Origin of the sequence: Paenibacillus sp. CFBP13512 (genome assembly GCF_005233705.1) — a bacterium.
In the GTDB taxonomy this organism is placed as follows: domain Bacteria; phylum Bacillota; class Bacilli; order Paenibacillales; family Paenibacillaceae; genus Saccharibacillus; species Saccharibacillus nuruki.
Genome location: NZ_QGAD01000006.1, coordinates 223,611 through 241,450, shown reverse-complemented (window position 1 = coordinate 241,450; position 17,840 = coordinate 223,611). Strand labels below are relative to the sequence as shown.

Sequence of the window (17,840 nt, the reverse complement as noted above, 5' to 3'; positions counted from 1 at the left end):
GGAAGGTGTAAGCGATGAATCTAGCGTCTTCACGTATGGATCGATTTATTATTGGAATCAATTATATTTTGCTAACGTTCTGTGTACTGATTATTATTGTACCGCTTATCTATATTGTAATCGCTTCCTTTATGGACCCGATCGCTCTATTGAACAAAGGGATTTCGTTTAATGTATCCAGTTGGAGTCTGGAAGGGTATCGCAAGATTTTAGGCAATGAAGCCATGACCCGAGGATTTATCAATTCTGTGTTTTACTCGGTTAGCTTTTCAATTTTGACGATTATCGTGTCGGTATTTGCTGGCTATGCGTTGTCTGTCAATGAATTAAAAGGTCGTAATCTTTTTATGACGATGTTTATTGTAACGATGTTTTTTGGTGGCGGATTGATTCCTACTTATTTATTGGTGAAAAATCTAGGCATGTTAGATACGGTCTGGGCGATCCTGTTACCGGGGATTGTGAATGTTTGGGATATTATTCTGGCACGTACTTTTTTCAAAGGCATTCCTAATGAATTGAAAGAAGCAGCCAATGTAGATGGAGCGAGCGATGCGACAATCTTTTTCCGAATTGTATTGCCGTTATCGAAGCCGATTATTTTCGTTATTGCGCTCTATGCTTTTGTAGGGCAATGGAATTCTTACTTTGATGCGATGATCTATCTGGATAATGCCAAGTTGTATCCACTGCAATTAGTACTGCGTTCGATTCTAATTCAGAACCAGACGATGCCAGGAATGATCGGGGATCAATTGGCGATGGCAGAGCTGAAACGCTTGTCCGAGATGATTAAATATTCTTCGATTGTGATCTCAAGTCTACCGTTGTTGATCATGTATCCATTTTTCCAGAAGTACTTTGAAAAAGGCGTTCTGGTCGGTTCACTGAAATAAGCACAGCATCTAAATACAAGTATGGGGGCAAATATAATGAAAGTTATGCAAAAAGTAACGATCTCCGGGTTAACGATAGCGCTACTATTAACAGGTTGTAATTCAGGTTCATCTAATCCAACTACCGATGCTAATGGTAAAGTGACATTGAATTTCTTGACGCAAAGTTCAGCGCTAGCACCTGCTGATCCTAACGATAAATTGATTAATAAGCGTCTGGAAGAAAAAACAGGAATCCATATCAATTGGAAAAACTATACGACCGATCAATTTATCGAAAAACGTAATTTAGCCGTAGCTAGTGGTGATCTTCCAGACGGTATCTTTGATGCAGGGTATACCGATTACGATCTGCTCAAATTAGCTAAAGATGGCGTGATTATTCCTGTAGATGATCTGATCAACAATTACATGCCTAATTTTCAAAAAGTGTTAAAAGCAGCACCTGAATACAAAAAAATGCTTACAGCACCAGATGGACATATGTATTCCTTCCCATGGATAGAAGAACTAGGTACAGGGAAAGAAGCGATTCAATCAGTCGATGATTTTCCATGGATCAATCAAGCATGGCTTAAAAAGTTAGGTTTGAAAATGCCAACAACAACCGAAGAGTTAAAACAAGTGTTGATTGCTTTCAAAACGCAAGATCCTAACGGTAATGGAGAAGCCGATGAAATTCCACTTTCCTTTATTGATAAACCGGGTGGCGAAGATTTGACCTTCTTATATGGCTCTTTCGGACTTGGTGATAACTGGGATCATACGGTCGTTACCAACGATGGCAAAGTAGTCTTTACAGCTTCTGATAATGGATACAAAGATGCGATTAACTATATCCATAGCTTATATCAGGAAGGGTTAATCGATGTAGAATCTTCACAGCAAGATTGGAATACGTATTTAGCTAAAGGAAAAGACAAACGTTACGGATTGTATTTCACATGGGACAAAGCGAATATTACAGGCCCCAATGATGACTACCAACTGATGAATCCTTTAGCTGGCCCTAGTGGGAAAACCAATGTTACACGTACCAATGGACTTGGATTTGATCGTGGCAAAATGGTCATTACTAGCACCAATCAACAAGTAGAAGCGACTGCCAAATGGATAGACCAGTTATATGAGCCATTACAATCGATCCAAGATAACTGGGGAACGTATGGAGATACCAAAGAGCAAAACATTTTCAAATTTGATGAAAAGAAAGGCATGTTAAAGCACCTTTCATTAGAAGGATCAGCACCTGTTGAAGTACGTCAAAAAACAAATATTGCTGGCCCTCTAGCGATTCTGGATGAATATTATGGTAAATATACGACTAAGCCAGACGATGCCGCAAGTCGCTTGAAATTAATGAAAAAAGTCATGGTGCCTCATATGCAAGCCGATCATATTTATCCTAAAGTATTCTTCTCAATCGAAGAGTTGGATCGTTTATCAACCATAGAAACAGATCTGTTCGCTTATGTACAACGCAAACGTACAGAGTGGTACCAAAATGGCAAAGTGAATGAAGAGTGGCCTACTTACCTACAAGAATTGGATCGTCTAGGGCTACAAGAATGGCTCCAAATTAAACAATCTGGATATGATCGTAACCAACAATAATCAACAATAAATACTACCAATAAGGTCAAAAAAGGAGCTTATACTATGATCACTCAATCTCAAGAAAAATATCGTCCACTGTATCACTTTACCCCGCAACAAGGATGGATCAATGATCCTAATGGATTAGTATACTTTAATGATGAATATCATCTGTTTTTTCAATATCATCCTGATGGAACGGTATGGGGACCTATGCATTGGGGACACGCGATCAGTTCAGACTTAGTGAACTGGCAAGAACAGCCGATTGCGCTTGCACCTGATGAGCACGGAACTATTTTTTCAGGAAGTGCAGTTGTGGATTGGCATGATACAACAGGCTTTTTTAACGGTCAATCCGGATTAGTCGCTATATTTACTCATCATGATCATAATTACGAGCTGGATCATATTCAGCAACGACAAAGTCTAGCCTATAGTCATGACGCAGGACGAACATGGATAAAGTATGAAGGTAACCCTGTATTGGAACACGATGAATTGATTGATTTTCGTGATCCTAAAGTATTCTGGCATCAAGAGACTGCACGCTGGATTATGATTTTGGCTTGTGGACAGACGGTGCATTTGTACGGTTCACCGAATTTGAAAGAATGGACATTCCTGAGTGAATTTGGAGATGGTATTGGATCACATGCAGGAGTCTGGGAGTGCCCTGACTTGTTCCCATTAATGGTAGATGGTGATGCGGCAACAACCAAATGGGTGATGCTAGTGAGTATTGGAAGCAGTGATGACTTTATCGAAGGATCACGCACGCAATATTTTATGGGAGAGTTTGATGGGGTTACATTTACACCGGATGATTCTTCGCAAGAGATTCGCTGGCTAGATTACGGACGAGATCATTATGCAGGTGTATGTTGGTCGGATATTCCAGTAGAAGATGGACGACGAATCTGTATCGGCTGGATGAGCAATTGGAAATATGCCAATCTTACACCAACCGAACAATGGCGTGGAGCGATGTCTATTCCACGGGAAATCACATTAGAACAACGTGCCCAAGGGATAACACTGATTCAGCGACCTGTACAAGAAATCAATACGATGCGTAGCCCTATCGTCGCACTGGAAAATACAACGATAGCCGAAGTTCAAGCCAAGCTAGCATCACTACAAATGGATAGTTACGAAATCCAAATTACAGCAGATATAAAATCTACTTTTGCTCTACAATTACGTGCATCATCATCACAGGATCAAGTAACCGTTGTAGGTTATGAAGGAGATGCAAGCGAAGTCTATATTGATCGTAGCCATTCAGGAGATCATACTTTCCATCAAGATTTTGCAGGTAGACATACCGCCAAAGTCGATCATAATCTATCGACGATCGAGCTTCAGATCTATGTGGATCGTTCTTCAATCGAAGTCTTTGCTAATGATGGGCAAGTAGCGATGACTGATCTTATTTTTCCAGATCATGATGCTCAAGGGCTTGGTATCCAATCACCAGATCAGCATTTACCATTATCTTCATTTCATATCTATCAGTTCATGTCCTCTTAATCAATAGGATGAGTCTTATGATACGTTAACAGAGAGGAATAAAATAATGAAACCTATGGGTATCTTATCTCTGAACAAGTATAGATGGAAAATGATTACCATGTTGATGTTGTTATGCGGTCTAAGCGTTGTCTGGGCTATACCAGCACAAGCGAAGACTAATCTACATTCATGGACGATAAAGGACAAAGGAACAATGAAAGATACAACAGCGGGGATCGTGCTTACTTCCGATCCCAAAGAAAATGTGAAAGCCCTTTCAGCGACAGTATCAACTGACTTTGTGTACGAAGCAGATGTGACGATTCAAAATCCACAGACCGATGCTTCACTTATTTTCCGCTCGGATGCTGAAGGGTCAGCTGGCTACTGGTTGAAGGTCATGCCGACATCCGGTCAGATTCAGTTGCTTAATTCTTCAGGGACAAGTGGTACATTACAGCAATCGTATCCTGTAGACCTGCAAGCAGGGCAGACTTATCATGTGAAAGTCAAAGCAGAAGACGATCAGCTTAGTGTCTATTGGGACAAACAATATCGACCTGTGATGCAAGTGACTGATACTGCTTATCGTTCAGGTCATCTGGGCTTGCATGTATGGGATGGGAGCGCTACGTTTCAAAATGTTATTGTAAGTGATCTCAATACCAATCTGACTACGTCCCTACTAACAACAGGAGTATGGACGCCTCATATCAAAGGCAAAATAGTGACTGCAACGCAAGAAGCATTGCAACTGTACAATCTGCGTTCAACCGATTTGATAGCCGAAGCAGATATTTCTTTTGCTAATAATGTACAGGGAACAACCGCAGGTCTAATCTTTCATGCCAATGATAAAGGAACCACTGGTTATGTAGTCCAGTTACGTCATCAAGGCAATACGATTGGGGTTGAATTGAAAAAAAGAAATGGTACTCTGATTGCCAAATCAACTCAGCAGTATATTCATCAACCTAATAGTAACCATCATCTAGAGATTCGGATGATCCAAAATCGTATCCAAGTCTTTGTCGATGGATATACACCGGCTGCTATTCAAGCCACAGATAGTAGTTACACCAAAGGTTATACAGGTATGATTGCCCAAGGCGGTCAGGTTATTTTTCAAGACTTATTTGTGACGTCACCGGCAGATGAGTATACAGAAAAGTACCGTCCGCAATATCATTATTCTGCTTCACGAAATTGGATCAGTGATCCGAATGGATTGGTCTATTTTGAAGGGGAATATCATTTATTTTATCAAGATGGAGGACAATGGGGACATTCGGTCAGTACTGACCTTGTCCACTGGAAAAGGCTACCGTTTGCTCTGAAATGGAACGATCTAGGACATATCTGGTCAGGAGCAGCGATAGCCGATACTACTAATGCTTCCGGTCTATTCGGCTCTTCTGGAGGTAAAGGATTGGTTGCTTACTATACTTCTTACGATCCTGATGCGCCTAACGGTAATCAGAAAATAGGATTAGCCTACAGTACTGATCGAGGACGAACATGGCAATATTCCAAAGAACATCCTATTGTGATCCAAAATCCAGGCTATACGTCTACTGAAGCAGGTGGATGGGATTTCCGTGATCCTAAAGTGGTTCGGGATGAAGTCAATCAACGTTGGGTGATGGTAGTCTCCGGTGGAGATCATATTCGTTTCTTTACATCGAAGAACCTAATCGATTGGACATGGACTGATAATTTCGGGTATGGAGATTATATTCATGGCGGAGTATGGGAATGCCCTGACTTATTTCCTCTGCGGGATCATCAAGGAAATATCAAATGGGTATTGATGATCAGTACAGGAGCGAATCCCAAAACAGCAGGCTCTGATGCAGAATACTTTATAGGTGATCTAACGGCTGAAGGTACATTTACCAATAATAATCCGGTCGGTAACGTTTTGAAAATAGACTGGGGTAAAGAGTTCTATGCCGCCACTTCATTTGCGAATGTTCCCGATGGACGACGAATTACACTGGCATGGATGACGAACTGGGATTACCCGTTTGCTTTTCCTACCACAGCTTGGAAAGGTGAAATGACCATTCCACGAGAATTATCGCTTCAGCAGACGAGCGAAGGATTGCGATTATTTCAAAAACCGCTGACCGAATTGTCTTCTTTGCGAACGCCAATACGTACCCTCTCTAATCAGGTAATCTCAGAACAATCTGCTAATCCGTTAGCCGGTCTTCAAGAAGGTAGTTATGAGATTGAAGCTGAGATTGAATTGCCGGTGAGTCAGCCAGCACAAGCATGGGGATTTGAAGTTCGTACAGGCAACCAGCATCAAACAGACATCGGTTATATCCATGCAGATCAGTCTTTATTTATTGATCGATCATTGTCAGGCAACACAAGCTTTGCCGAATTATTTTCGAAAAGGCATGCCGCGACAGTGCAACCGATCAACAATCGAATTCACTTACGTATCTTTGTAGATGCTTCTTCAGTTGAGGTGTTTGCTAATCAGGGGCAGATCGTTTTTTCTGATTTGATTTTGCCAGATCCACAAGATACAGGGATGCGTTTGTATAGCAAAAATGGAGAAATTAAAATTATCAACTTAAATGTATATCGTCTACAAAGTATCTGGAAACCCTAATATTAATAAAAACTATTTTAATCCAGTTCTAACATATAATTGTTTCACTTCTGCTGACCGATATTACTAATACTAACTTCATTAGTAATCAGCAGGAGGGGAACAAATATGTCTAAAAAGAAGTGGATTATTCCTATTTATATAGCGGCTATGGCGTTAACTGGATCAGCCGGAGTCTATGCAAGTTCTACATTAGAAAGTATCACAGCGTCGCTCAATCACAATCTTAATATTGAAGTCAGTGGTAAAGCCTACAAGCCGACCGGACCCAATGGAGAATCATTATCTCCTATTGTGTATCAAGGAACGACTTATTTACCAGTGCGTTCGATCAGTGAAGCTTTAAATACAGATGTTAATTATGATTCAAGTAATAATAAAATTTCAATCATGCCTAAGTCGTCCAGTGCTACCAGCAAACCAGCTAGTACTTCGACCACTCCTAATGTTGCCCCTACAACTCCAATTGTAAATGAAAAAAATAGCATCAATACATCTACACCTTCTGCAACCACGCCGCCACCAGTTATAGAGACATTAAATCCTAATGATAGCGGCAGAATCGATGTGGCAGGAACAGCACCCGAAGTAGTGACCAGTGTTGTCCCTGTAAATCCAGCGCTTAGTGTGGTAAATACACCATTGATTACAACCAAGTACTTACCGCTTGATTTCCCGTTTCCATCGGATACAACATCGATTAGTCTAAGAGAATCGGTAGCAGGCGATAAAAAACAATTGTTGATGATCTATGCAACACAGATGGATCTAGTCACGCTTGGTAATGCGTATCAAGCTTATTATGGGGCTCAAGGTGTAGTAGAATCGAATACTCGTATTCAGCCGGATACACTGAGTCTTGTAGGCACCAAAAATAATGCATTTGGGTTTTCTATTCAAGGAAATCCACGTTCGATCGCTCCGGGATACAACCAGATTCGAGTCACTTTAGTACAACAATAATTATCATTTGATTATGAAAGCATACGATCCTATGAGTATTCAAGGATCGTATGCTTTTTTGTTGATCATAGCGTGAAAACGATACTGTAAAATGATTGAAAATGAGCTCTTTTCATGAGAAAAGCTTCACAATACCCACTTTTGAGGTTTAGAATCAAAAAACATGTAAAATTTTCAGAAAATTTCAAAATAGGTAGTGCAATCGCAAAAATAGTGTGCTAAGATACCAAGAGTTTGAGAGGAAACCGTCGGAATTGTTTTGAAACATTCATGCAAAAGCGTGAAGTGAAGCAGGCTGGATTGCCTGTATAAGTAACACCCGAATACGAACAAAAGGAAGGTGATCTCATGAGCGCTATGACATCCACCAATGAAAGCAATGCAGTGATTAACAAACAATTTAACCTTTTCCGGTTAACATGGCCAATCTTTTTAGAAGTATTTCTGTTCATGTTAATGGGGATTGTTGATACTTTAATGTTAAGTGATGTATCGGATAATGCAGTCGCAGCTGTCGGCACATCTAATCAGGTTATTTCTATCGCTATATTAGTATTAGAAGTGATCGGTAACGGAGCAGCAATCGTTGTCGCACAGTATATAGGTTCTCGTAAAGTATTAGAAGCAAGTCGTATCACCGCTGTAGCGATTACGCTTAATTTGGCAGTAGGATTGTTGCTCAGTGGTACCTTCCTATTACTTGGCGGATATTTAATGGAGAAAATGCACTTGCAAGGTGAAATTCTTGCTCTTGCTAAAAGTTATATTGCTATTGTCGGTGGAGCGATTTTCTTACAAGCACTCATCAACACATTAGCAGCTGTCATTCGTACGTATGGATTTACCAAAGAAACGATGTTTGTATCGGTATTTATGAACGTGATTCACGTTGTGGGTAACTACTTGTTGATCTTCGGTCACTGGGGTCTGCCACAAATGGGTGTACAAGGTGCAGCGATCTCGACGATTGTCAGTCGTCTAATCTGTGCAGTGATCTTCTTCTGGTTATTGTATCGTGTGATGGAAGTACGTATTCAGATTAAAGATTACTTCCGTATGACTAAGAAATATATTATGCAAATTTTGAAGATTGGCGTGCCTTCTGCCGTTGAACAAGTCACTTATCAATTATGCCAGCTTGTCTTCGTATTCTATGTGACATATCTAGGTAGTGAAGCCATGGCTTCGCGTCAATATGCTAATAATATTTCAACCTTTATCTATCTGTTCAGTATTGCGATTGGTATGGGTACAGCGATTATTGTTGGTCGCTTAGTCGGAGCGAATCTGAAAGATCAAGCGTACAAACGGGTATGGTCGAGTGTAAAATGGGCGATGGCGGCTACACTGGTGATGGATATTTTGATTATCATTTTCCGTGTGCCACTGATTGGCATGTTCACCGACAACCCTGAAATTATTCGAATGGCTTCACAGGTCATACTGCTCAGTTTCTTACTGGAGACCGGACGAACCTGTAATATTGTGATTATTAACTCGTTACGTGCTTCAGGAGATGCCAAGTTCCCTGTCTATATGGGACTGATCTCGATGGTATGTATGAGTTTACCGCTTGGCTATTTATTTGTTTTCAAAATGAACTTGGGACTTGCAGGAATCTGGTTAGCAATTGCAGCAGATGAATGGGTACGTGCTGTTATTATGTACTTCCGCTGGAAGAGCAGAGCATGGGAAAAACATTCTCTTATCCAGCATGATGAACCGGAATCCAGAGAGAATGTTCCAGCTGTAGCACCTGTATAATAGAATCTAATTTTATGGATAAAAAATAAATGCAGTTTACCAACCGTTTGAGTCTTTTTCTACAATCGTAGAGGGGGGTTCAAGCGGTTTTTTTATTCTATTTTGCAAATAGTGATTACAATCACCCTGCGGTTTGTGGTAGCGAGCTATGCTTGAGCCAAGTGAACAATACAACTAAGGGGGATATACATCATGTTTTGTTATCAATGTGAACAGACACCATCAGGTGGATGCAAAGTGATCGGGGTATGCGGGAAAAATGAGACAGTCGCCAGTCTACAAGATACGATCATTTTCGGGCTCAAAGGGGTTGCCGCTTATGCGACTCATGCTCGTCAATTGGGATATACCCATCCAGAAGTCGATCGTATTACGCATGAAGCACTCTATTTGACGTTAACCAATTCGAACTTTAATGTACAAGAACATATCGATATGGCTTTACAAGTAGGACAAGCCACTCTTCATATTATGGATACACTTGATCAAGCCCATACCGACCGCTTTGGGATTCCTCAGCCAGTGACAGTAAGTTCGAATCAGGTGGAAGGGAAATGTATCGTGGTTACCGGTCATAATTTATTTGCTTTAGAAGCTCTATTACAACAGACTGAAGGATTGGGCATCAATATCTATACTCACTCTGAAATGTTGCCTGCTCACGGGTATCCTCATCTCAAAAAGTACACCCATCTTAAAGGCAATATCGGCAAAGCATGGTATGATCAGCGCCGTTTATTTGAGAATTTTCCCGGAGCGATCTTAGCCACAACCAACTGTGTGATGCCGATCAAAGGCAGTTATGCACACCGCTTTTTCACTTATGGGGTAACAGGCTTAGAAGGGGTGACCAAGATAGAGACCGAAGACTTTAGCGAAGTAATCGCCAAAGCGCTATCTTTACCTGAAGCACATATGCAGTCTGATGCTGTTATGACGACAGGTTATCATCATGCGAATGTACTTGGATTAGCCCCTGAGATTATCGAAGCTGTTCAAAGTAAAAAGATCCGTCATTTCTTCGTGATCGCAGGCTGTGATGCACCGGGTAAAGGTGGGGATTATTATCGGAAGCTGGCGACTTCTCTTCCACAAGACACCGTTATCTTAACTACTTCGTGTGGTAAATTCCGCTTTAATGATATCGATTATGGCACTGTGCCGGGCACAGATATTCCACGCTATATGGACTTGGGACAATGTAACAACTCGGGCTCTACTGTCAAAATAGCTATGGCACTAGCCGAAGCGTTCGGTTGTACGATGGCGGAATTGCCTGTCAGTATTGTATTGTCGTGGTTTGAGCAGAAAGCAGTCGCTATTTTGCTAGGATTATTCAGTCTAGGGATTCAAGATATTCGAATCGGGCCGAAGCCACCCGAATTTATTTCAGACGGTGTAATGGACGTTTTACAATCGACATTTGGATTAAAATTAATTGGTGATGCGGCAACCGATATGGCAGATATGCTTTCTTAATGTAAAGAAACCGCAAGCAGACAACCTACTTCTTGTTCTATCGTATAATAGTTGGTCATATAAAAGTGTTCTTCAAACCATTCCAGTACAGCAGGATGTTGTAATTCATGATATGTAGATTGCAGTCCAAGATCGCTTGCAGACGATGTACTTAATGAATCATCGGTAATCGCGGAATGCACAACAATACGGTCTGTCAGACAAAGCCGTCCATGTGGCTTGAGTACTCGATGAATCTCAGTCAATGCAAGCAATTGCTGTTGTGGATTCAAATGGTTAAAGGTAAAACTGGATACGACAAAATGGAAATGGTTATCTGGATAAGGGATGGCAAGCACATTACCTATTCGTGTATCGATCATAGGGAACTTGTTCTGGCACTGCTTCAACATTTCCTGCGATTGATCGACACCCGATAGATGAGCGCCTGAGGTTAATAATCGACCGGCAAGATTGCCTGTACCGATCCCTAGATCCAGTCCATGTTCACCTGAAGTCGCATGAATCAATTCTGCTGTATACGTTAGTGCTTGCTCATAATGCGGATAATCTTCGCTACGGGTCTGTACGTCTTCATCATGCGTCTGAGCACGCTGATCAAAGTTCCATTGGTCTTGCCAGTTCTGACGCAATTCACGCAAATGTTTGGCTTGATCCGCCAGATGATAAATCTCTTGAATCGGCAAAGTCTGCTGAGTCTGTAATAAATCAATCATCTGCTCGGTCGTTTCAGCCATACGTTTCATTTCTAACCACTGTGTTGTCAGCAGAGAACGTTGTAGTTCCAGATAATAACGTAATCGCTGACTATCCGGTACTCCTTGTGGTTCTAACGCTTGCTTAATCTCTTTGATCGCCATACCTGCTTCACGAAGCGCTATAATCGTCTGCAAGCGCCAGATATCTTCTTCGACAAAGATACGATACTGATTGTGTTCACGCTGTACAGAAGGCAACAGACCGTTTTGTTCGTAAAAGCGGATCGTACGTGTCGAGATACCCAGACGTTTGGAAAGTTCATTGATTTTCAAAAAATCATCGTCCTTTTGTGTGAAATTATACTCCATCATATCATGAACGATCAGAAGAACATCAACCGTATTTTTGCTGATGTTCTTTTTTCATGCGAATATAATCAGGATCGACTTTGGCTTCATCCCATTTTACTTTGAAAATACGAGCGGCTTCCGCTTTGATAGGATCGTCGGTATAAGGAAGAACTTCGCCATTTTCATCATATTTACGACCGCCTTTGTGATTGGTATAACGGCGTGCACGCGTATAACCCATTTGTAGAAATTTACGAGCCATATCCATCCCGATAAAATCTTCTTTTTCTTTATAGTCTAGAAACATCGCATAGATTTTCTCAGAAGATTCGGTAGCAATCTCTGGTGTTTTGAAGCGCCAGTGAGGTAAGATTTCGCCCTTATAAGGTTCAACCATTAACACACCTTGTTCCCCTTTACCGACTCGATATAATTCGGGTTGTTGGCGTAGATCTAGCTTTGTATAGTCTAAGGTATAATCAAATTTTTCAGGCATACTAAGAACTCCTTTGTATAGATAAGTAACTCTCTATTACCCGATTTGTCGTTTTTTATGTCAGTTTGCAAATAACAAAAAGCAGATACTCTATCAAAAGAGAATATCTGCTTTTTGTTGTACTGAATTAGGATCGCAACATTACGAATGATCACCCATAATATCTTTAATTTCATCTTTGAGTGCATCTGATTTGGTTCCGAAAATAACCTGTACAGCGCCTTGTCCTAGTCGCATCACACCTGCTGCTCCAAGCTTACGGAGTTCACTATCGTTGACTTGACGATCGTCTTTGACGACCAGACGTAGACGAGTGATACAAGCATCAATACTCTCGATATTTGGAGAACCTCCTAGTTGATGCAACACTTGAGCCGCTTGACTATCATTAGCGCTAATCGTTGGCTGTGCACTGATTGCCGCAGATGGTGTTAACGGATCAGAAGATGTTTTTTGGAGATCTACTACAGCTTCGTCATCTTCACGACCCGGCGTTTTGAGATTGAATTTCACGATCAAGAATCGGAATAGAGCATAGTAAACGACTGCAAAAGCAAGTCCCACTGGGATCATAATCAGTGGATGCGTAGCTAATTTCATATTCACAAGGTAATCGATTAGACCTGCTGAGAAACCGAATCCTAATTTAACATTCAATAGATACATTACCAGACCGGATAATCCTGTCAAAATAGCATGTACCAGATACAACCCTGGTGCTACGAACATAAATGCAAATTCTAAAGGTTCTGTAATCCCTGTTAAAAAGGACGCTATCGCAGAACCGATAAAGATTGAAGCTACGGCTTTACGTTTTTCAGGACGAGCGGTATGAATAATCGCAAATGCCGCCGCTGGTAAAGCAAACATCATAATCGGGAAGAAGCCAGACATAAACATTCCTGCTGACGGATCGCCTGCGAAAAAGCGTGTTAAATCGCCATGTACCACTTCACCAGCAGCATTGGTGTAATCACCAATTTGGAACCAAGCAATCGAGTTCAATACATGATGTAGTCCGATCGGAACGAGCAAGCGGTTCGCCATCCCGAATATAAAAGCACCAAGCCCGCCAAGCCCTACAACCCATGTACCAAAAATCGCAATCCCATCTTGAATAGGACTCCAGATCATACCGAACAATGTAGCAAGAATGATTGTAGTAAATGCAGTAATCATCGGTACAAAGCGTTTACCTGCAAAGAAACCTAACCAGTCTGGTAATTTAATATTGTAAAAGCGTTGGTATAGATATGCTGACCATAGTCCGACCAGTATCCCGCCGAGCACGCCCATATCTAATTTCACATCATCGCCAATATAGCCGAATATCGTAGGTACAATACTTAATATTTTGACTAAGATTAGATATGAAATGACTGCGGATAGCGCTGCTACTGCATCACGAGCAATACCGATCGCTACCCCGATCGCAAAGATCAAAGCCAGATTACCAAAGATCGCACCTGCGCCTGCTGTCAAAAATGGAGTAATATAATGATTAATAAATCCACCGACTGTTGATCCTAACGGAATATCAGTCTCATAATTTAACAATCCCAACCCTTGTAAAATAGCTGCGGCAGGAAGTGTAGCGACTGGAAGCATTAAAGAACGTCCAATCTTCTGCAAAAATCCTAACATAGATAATCCCCCTTAAATAGATGTAATGAGTGTACTTTGTATACATCATGCACAACCAAAATAGAAAGAAATTCTATATCTTGGCTGTGCAAGATAGCTGATTATACGGTCTTGCAGATACGGATTAGGGTTGATACGTTCGAAATAATCGGTATAAATGCATGGTCAAAAAGCAAACCTCATCTTCAGGTATTGAGACGTTAAGTTCTTTCTCCATCACAACTTTCATTTGATTGGCTAGTATATATTCTTCGGCATACTGTTCTCGTATCGGCTGAATCAACAGATTTTCAACCAGTGATCCTTGTACGATACGTTCTAAAGAAAAGCGTAAGTGAATCATTAAGCGTACTTGATTCATACTGCCTTGCTGAAAGGTAATCTGTTTCTCTTGCTCGATCATCTTTTGCAATTTGCCGAGTAATGTAGACATTTTCACCAATTGTCCAACAGGCACATGACTGACAGCTGAATGAATATGATACGTTAGAAACCCTGCTTCATCTTCAGGAATCGTAATATCAAAAGCACTACAGATCATCTGCAACGCTTGTAGAGCAACTTCATATTCTTGCGGAAAACAGACTTGAGTCTCATACAGAAAAGGATTCGTAATCTCCATATGGTGGCGTATCCGATAGACAGTGAACTGAATATGGCTCGGTAATGCCAAATAGATTTTGTTATGAAGCGTTTTGTTGAACCGCTTTTCGATCATTTGAATAATCTGATCCGAGACTTCCATCGCTTTATGATCAATATCTTCAAAAAAGCTAGGATGATTCATCAGTTGTTCACGATCTTCCAACCGAAATCGCTTTTCGATGCGATCATCGTCAGTGGAAAGGGTCGTTAGATTTTTAGCAGCAAAGCCCAGTCCTTTACCGAGCAAAACATATTCTATATCTGTTGTTTCATCAAAAGCCATCACGATGTTATTGCCAACTACCCTCTGCACAGATAGCCATATACTCTCTTTACTCATAGATGAAGCCCCCTTTAAATCCCGCTAAGCTTATAGATTCAATCCGGCAAATAATGAATACGCAAAAAAGAGCCAAGTCACGAATAATAAACGTGTAGAATGGTCTACAGCATCTGATATTCGTTGCTTGGCTCATGCCCATAATATGGTAACACGCCGATAGATTTTAAAGTTTTGAATGCGATTTCATCATGTAGCATATAACGATCGCAAATGATCGTCAAGGTTATATTTTACGGAAAATCTCGAATATTTTCCAAAAGTACAGGATTATTCAATAAAATAAAGTTTATTCATCATATTTTGCATAAAAACCTTAAAAAATGCCCAAATCTTGAAGAATAGGGGTTGAAATTTCTTCTATAATCAATTACAGTAGTAGACGTTGTTATATGTTCGTTAGCTTTACCCTAACTAAATAAAATTCATTGATGTATAATGTATAACCTCAATAATATGGTTTGAGGGTCTCTACCAGGAACCGAACAATCCTGATTACAAAATTAAGTGTGCTCGTCGCACCCATCTTTTGTAGTCAGGATTTTTTTGCGTCTTTACGAGCATAAACTTCTACGGACTATGATGGAATAGACGCAAGTCACTTGCTGACATCAAGAACAAAGGAGAAGATAGATATGAATTTCAAAGTATTAATATTGACGATTGCTACATTTACGGTCGGTCTGATTGAATTGATTATCGGTGGTGTATTGCCACAGATCGCATCCGACTTGAATGTATCTGTAAGTACAGCAGGGCAATTGATTATGATCTATGCCTTGGTCTACGCCATCTCTGGCCCAACACTACTTGCAGTAACGGCTAAGGTGGAGCGGAAAAAGTTATACCTATGGTCGATGCTTATCTTTACACTGGGTAGTCTGGTTGCGTTCTGGAGCCCAACGTATGGTATCTTATTCTTATCTCGTATTATCACAGCGGCAAGTGGTTCGCTGATTGTAACGTTATCATTGACGATTGCTGTCAAAATCGTAGCTCCAGAATATCGGGCACGCGTAATCGGTATTATTTCGATGGGTATCAGTTCTTCCATCGTACTTGGATTGCCTTTCGGCGTATTAGCGGAAGAAGCATTCGGCTGGCGTGTATTGTTCCTTGCGATTGCTGTATTGACACTGGTTGCTATGGTGGTTGTACATCTATTTATGGATCATGTTCCTTTAGAAAAGATGCAGACATTGAAGCAACAACTGGCTTCACTTAAAGATATCAAAATTATTAGTGCTCATCTAGTAACGATGCTTACTTTGGCAGGGCACTATACATTATATGCGTACCTTACGCCTTTCCTTGAAACCATGATGGGTCTAAATTCCAACTGGATCAGTATCGTATACTTCGTATTCGGTCTTGCAGCAGTAAGTGGCGGTATGATCGGTGGAGCATTATCAGATCGTCTAGGTAGTAAAAAGAGTATTTTGCTAGTAGTAAGTGTGTTCGCTGTTATTATGTTCACTTTGCCGATGGCTAGTCAGTACGTTTATATATTCCCAATTGCACTATTTATCTGGGGTGCACTAAGCTGGGCGCTTGCTCCGGCTCAACAAAGTTATTTGATCCAATATGCACCGGAATCTTCGGATATCCAACAAAGCTTTAACTTCTCAGCATTGCAAATTGGTATTGCTGTAGGTTCTGCTATGGGCGGTGTATTGATCAAAAATACAGGCAATATCGCTATTAATGCTTGGGTAGGTGGCGGAATTATCGTGGTTGCTTTTGGAATCGCCTTGTTCTACTTATTGTCCAAGCCTGTAAGATCTCGTAATGTAGCGAATACGATTACTCGCTAAAATAAATATCACTATGTATGGTTTTAATATAGGGTGAATTAAAAAACACGGATATGATCTGCGTCTAAGATCTTATCGGTGTTTTTTTGATTAGTACAGGTAATAAACAACTGCTATCTTGATGCAAAAATACAGTGACATGGACTATAGATCATGCTATCTTAGCAATGAAAAACCAATACATATCAGAGGAGACAATAATGTCAAAAACAGATTTCGCAAACTTTAATTGGCTTAATGAAAATGCTATACGTTTTGAAGAGGACAACGTTATTTTACATGCACCTGCTCAAAGTGATTTCTTTTGCAATCATGGGGGCGTATCAGAAGAAGGAATTACACCTGAATCGTTGACCAATGCTCCTTTCTTTTTTACAGAGGTAGCCGGTGACTTTGTGATGCGTGTACAAGTGAATCATGATTTCAAAGATGTCTATGATTCTGCTTCGATTATGGTGATGCAAGATGAAAAGCTATGGGCGAAATTATGTTTTGAATATACTGATTTTTATACACATTCGATTGTAAGCGTGATCACCAATACATTCTCAGATGATGCTAATGGCAACAATGTAGAAGGCAATACGGCATGGCTTCAAGTGGCACGTGTTGGGCAGTCATTTGCTTTTCATTATTCGTTAGATGGTGTTCGCTTTGATATGGTTCGATTCTTTTATTTACCTGTCGATCAACAAGTGAAAGTAGGATTACTACCCCAAGCCCCTACAGGTCAAGGTGGAGAACGAACATACTCGCATTTTTCGTTAGAACAAAGAACAGTCAAAAATATTAGAGTGGGCAAATAAGCAGTCGATTCCGTTCTATTGAAGTGTGTATGTTTTGGATGAGTTTTTTGATTGATTGTACAAGCTACCTGATTGTTATAAGGTAGCTTTTTTTGTTGTTCTAATTGGAGTGAATCATCATTTATCTCTAGATCGTTTTGTATATTCAATTATAAAATCATAGACAAAATCAAAAATCGTTTGCTTTTAAATAAACATAATTATATA

At 40.5% G+C, this 17,840-nt stretch carries 13 protein-coding genes and 1 riboswitch; of the genes, 9 read left to right on the top strand and 4 right to left on the bottom strand.

Translation table 11 applies throughout. The annotated features are described in order from the left end of the window. Positions 1-14 precede the first annotated feature (14 nt). From PaeCFBP13512_RS11480 to hcp, 7 genes are all read left to right on the top strand, one after another. The gene (locus PaeCFBP13512_RS11480) at positions 15-896 is read left to right on the top strand and encodes a carbohydrate ABC transporter permease (RefSeq protein WP_069328046.1); all 882 of its coding nucleotides are present in this window, start codon (positions 15-17) and stop codon (positions 894-896) included. 36 nt (positions 897-932) lie between these two features. Then, positions 933-2,510 carry an ABC transporter substrate-binding protein gene (locus PaeCFBP13512_RS11475; protein WP_137223176.1) on the top strand — a complete coding sequence of 526 codons (1,578 nt, stop codon included), beginning with the start codon at positions 933-935 and terminating at the stop codon, positions 2,508-2,510. 45 nt (positions 2,511-2,555) lie between these two features. Next, positions 2,556-4,025: a glycoside hydrolase family 32 protein gene (locus tag PaeCFBP13512_RS11470; RefSeq protein ID WP_137223174.1), complete on the top strand. Its 1,470-nt coding sequence runs from the start codon at positions 2,556-2,558 to the stop codon at positions 4,023-4,025. 46 nt (positions 4,026-4,071) lie between these two features. Continuing rightward, positions 4,072-6,633, top strand: coding sequence for a glycoside hydrolase family 32 protein (locus tag PaeCFBP13512_RS11465; protein WP_137223172.1), 2,562 nt, complete (start codon positions 4,072-4,074; stop codon positions 6,631-6,633). A 108-nt stretch (positions 6,634-6,741) separates the two neighbouring features. Next, on the top strand, positions 6,742-7,596 hold the full coding sequence (locus PaeCFBP13512_RS11460) for a stalk domain-containing protein (RefSeq protein ID WP_137223170.1): 855 nt from the start codon (positions 6,742-6,744) through the stop codon (positions 7,594-7,596). Between the two features lie 348 nt (positions 7,597-7,944). After that, complete coding sequence (locus tag PaeCFBP13512_RS11455) at positions 7,945-9,360, top strand: MATE family efflux transporter (protein WP_069328051.1); 1,416 nt, start codon at positions 7,945-7,947, stop codon at positions 9,358-9,360. Between the two features lie 192 nt (positions 9,361-9,552). Next, positions 9,553-10,839: a hydroxylamine reductase gene (gene hcp / locus PaeCFBP13512_RS11450; protein ID WP_137223168.1), complete on the top strand. Its 1,287-nt coding sequence runs from the start codon at positions 9,553-9,555 to the stop codon at positions 10,837-10,839. Here hcp and PaeCFBP13512_RS11445 read toward each other — a convergent pair. From PaeCFBP13512_RS11445 to PaeCFBP13512_RS11430, 4 genes are all read right to left on the bottom strand, one after another. Then, complete coding sequence (locus tag PaeCFBP13512_RS11445) at positions 10,836-11,870, bottom strand: methyltransferase domain-containing protein (protein ID WP_137223166.1); 1,035 nt, start codon at positions 11,868-11,870, stop codon at positions 10,836-10,838. The genes hcp and PaeCFBP13512_RS11445 overlap by 4 nt on opposite strands. A 61-nt stretch (positions 11,871-11,931) precedes the next feature. Further along, entirely contained in the window at positions 11,932-12,384 is a 453-nt protein-coding gene (locus PaeCFBP13512_RS11440; protein ID WP_069328054.1) for a DUF4385 domain-containing protein, read from the bottom strand. 141 nt (positions 12,385-12,525) lie between these two features. Next, a complete protein-coding gene (gene nagE, locus PaeCFBP13512_RS11435; protein ID WP_137223164.1) occupies positions 12,526-14,028 on the bottom strand; it encodes an N-acetylglucosamine-specific PTS transporter subunit IIBC in 1,503 nt (500 codons plus the stop codon). Between the two features lie 124 nt (positions 14,029-14,152). Beyond that, positions 14,153-15,013, bottom strand: coding sequence for a PRD domain-containing protein (locus PaeCFBP13512_RS11430; protein WP_069328057.1), 861 nt, complete (start codon positions 15,011-15,013; stop codon positions 14,153-14,155). A gap of 418 nt (positions 15,014-15,431) precedes the next feature. Then, positions 15,432-15,531: riboswitch (purine riboswitch) on the top strand. Between the two features lie 117 nt (positions 15,532-15,648). Here PaeCFBP13512_RS11430 and PaeCFBP13512_RS11425 point away from each other — a divergent pair. Both PaeCFBP13512_RS11425 and PaeCFBP13512_RS11420 read left to right on the top strand, forming a co-directional pair. Further along, positions 15,649-16,827, top strand: a complete 1,179-nt coding sequence (locus PaeCFBP13512_RS11425; RefSeq protein WP_069328058.1) for an MFS transporter — start codon at positions 15,649-15,651, stop codon at positions 16,825-16,827. Between the two features lie 200 nt (positions 16,828-17,027). Then, the gene (locus PaeCFBP13512_RS11420; protein ID WP_137223162.1) at positions 17,028-17,633 is read left to right on the top strand and encodes a DUF1349 domain-containing protein; all 606 of its coding nucleotides are present in this window, start codon (positions 17,028-17,030) and stop codon (positions 17,631-17,633) included. Positions 17,634-17,840 lie beyond the last annotated feature (207 nt).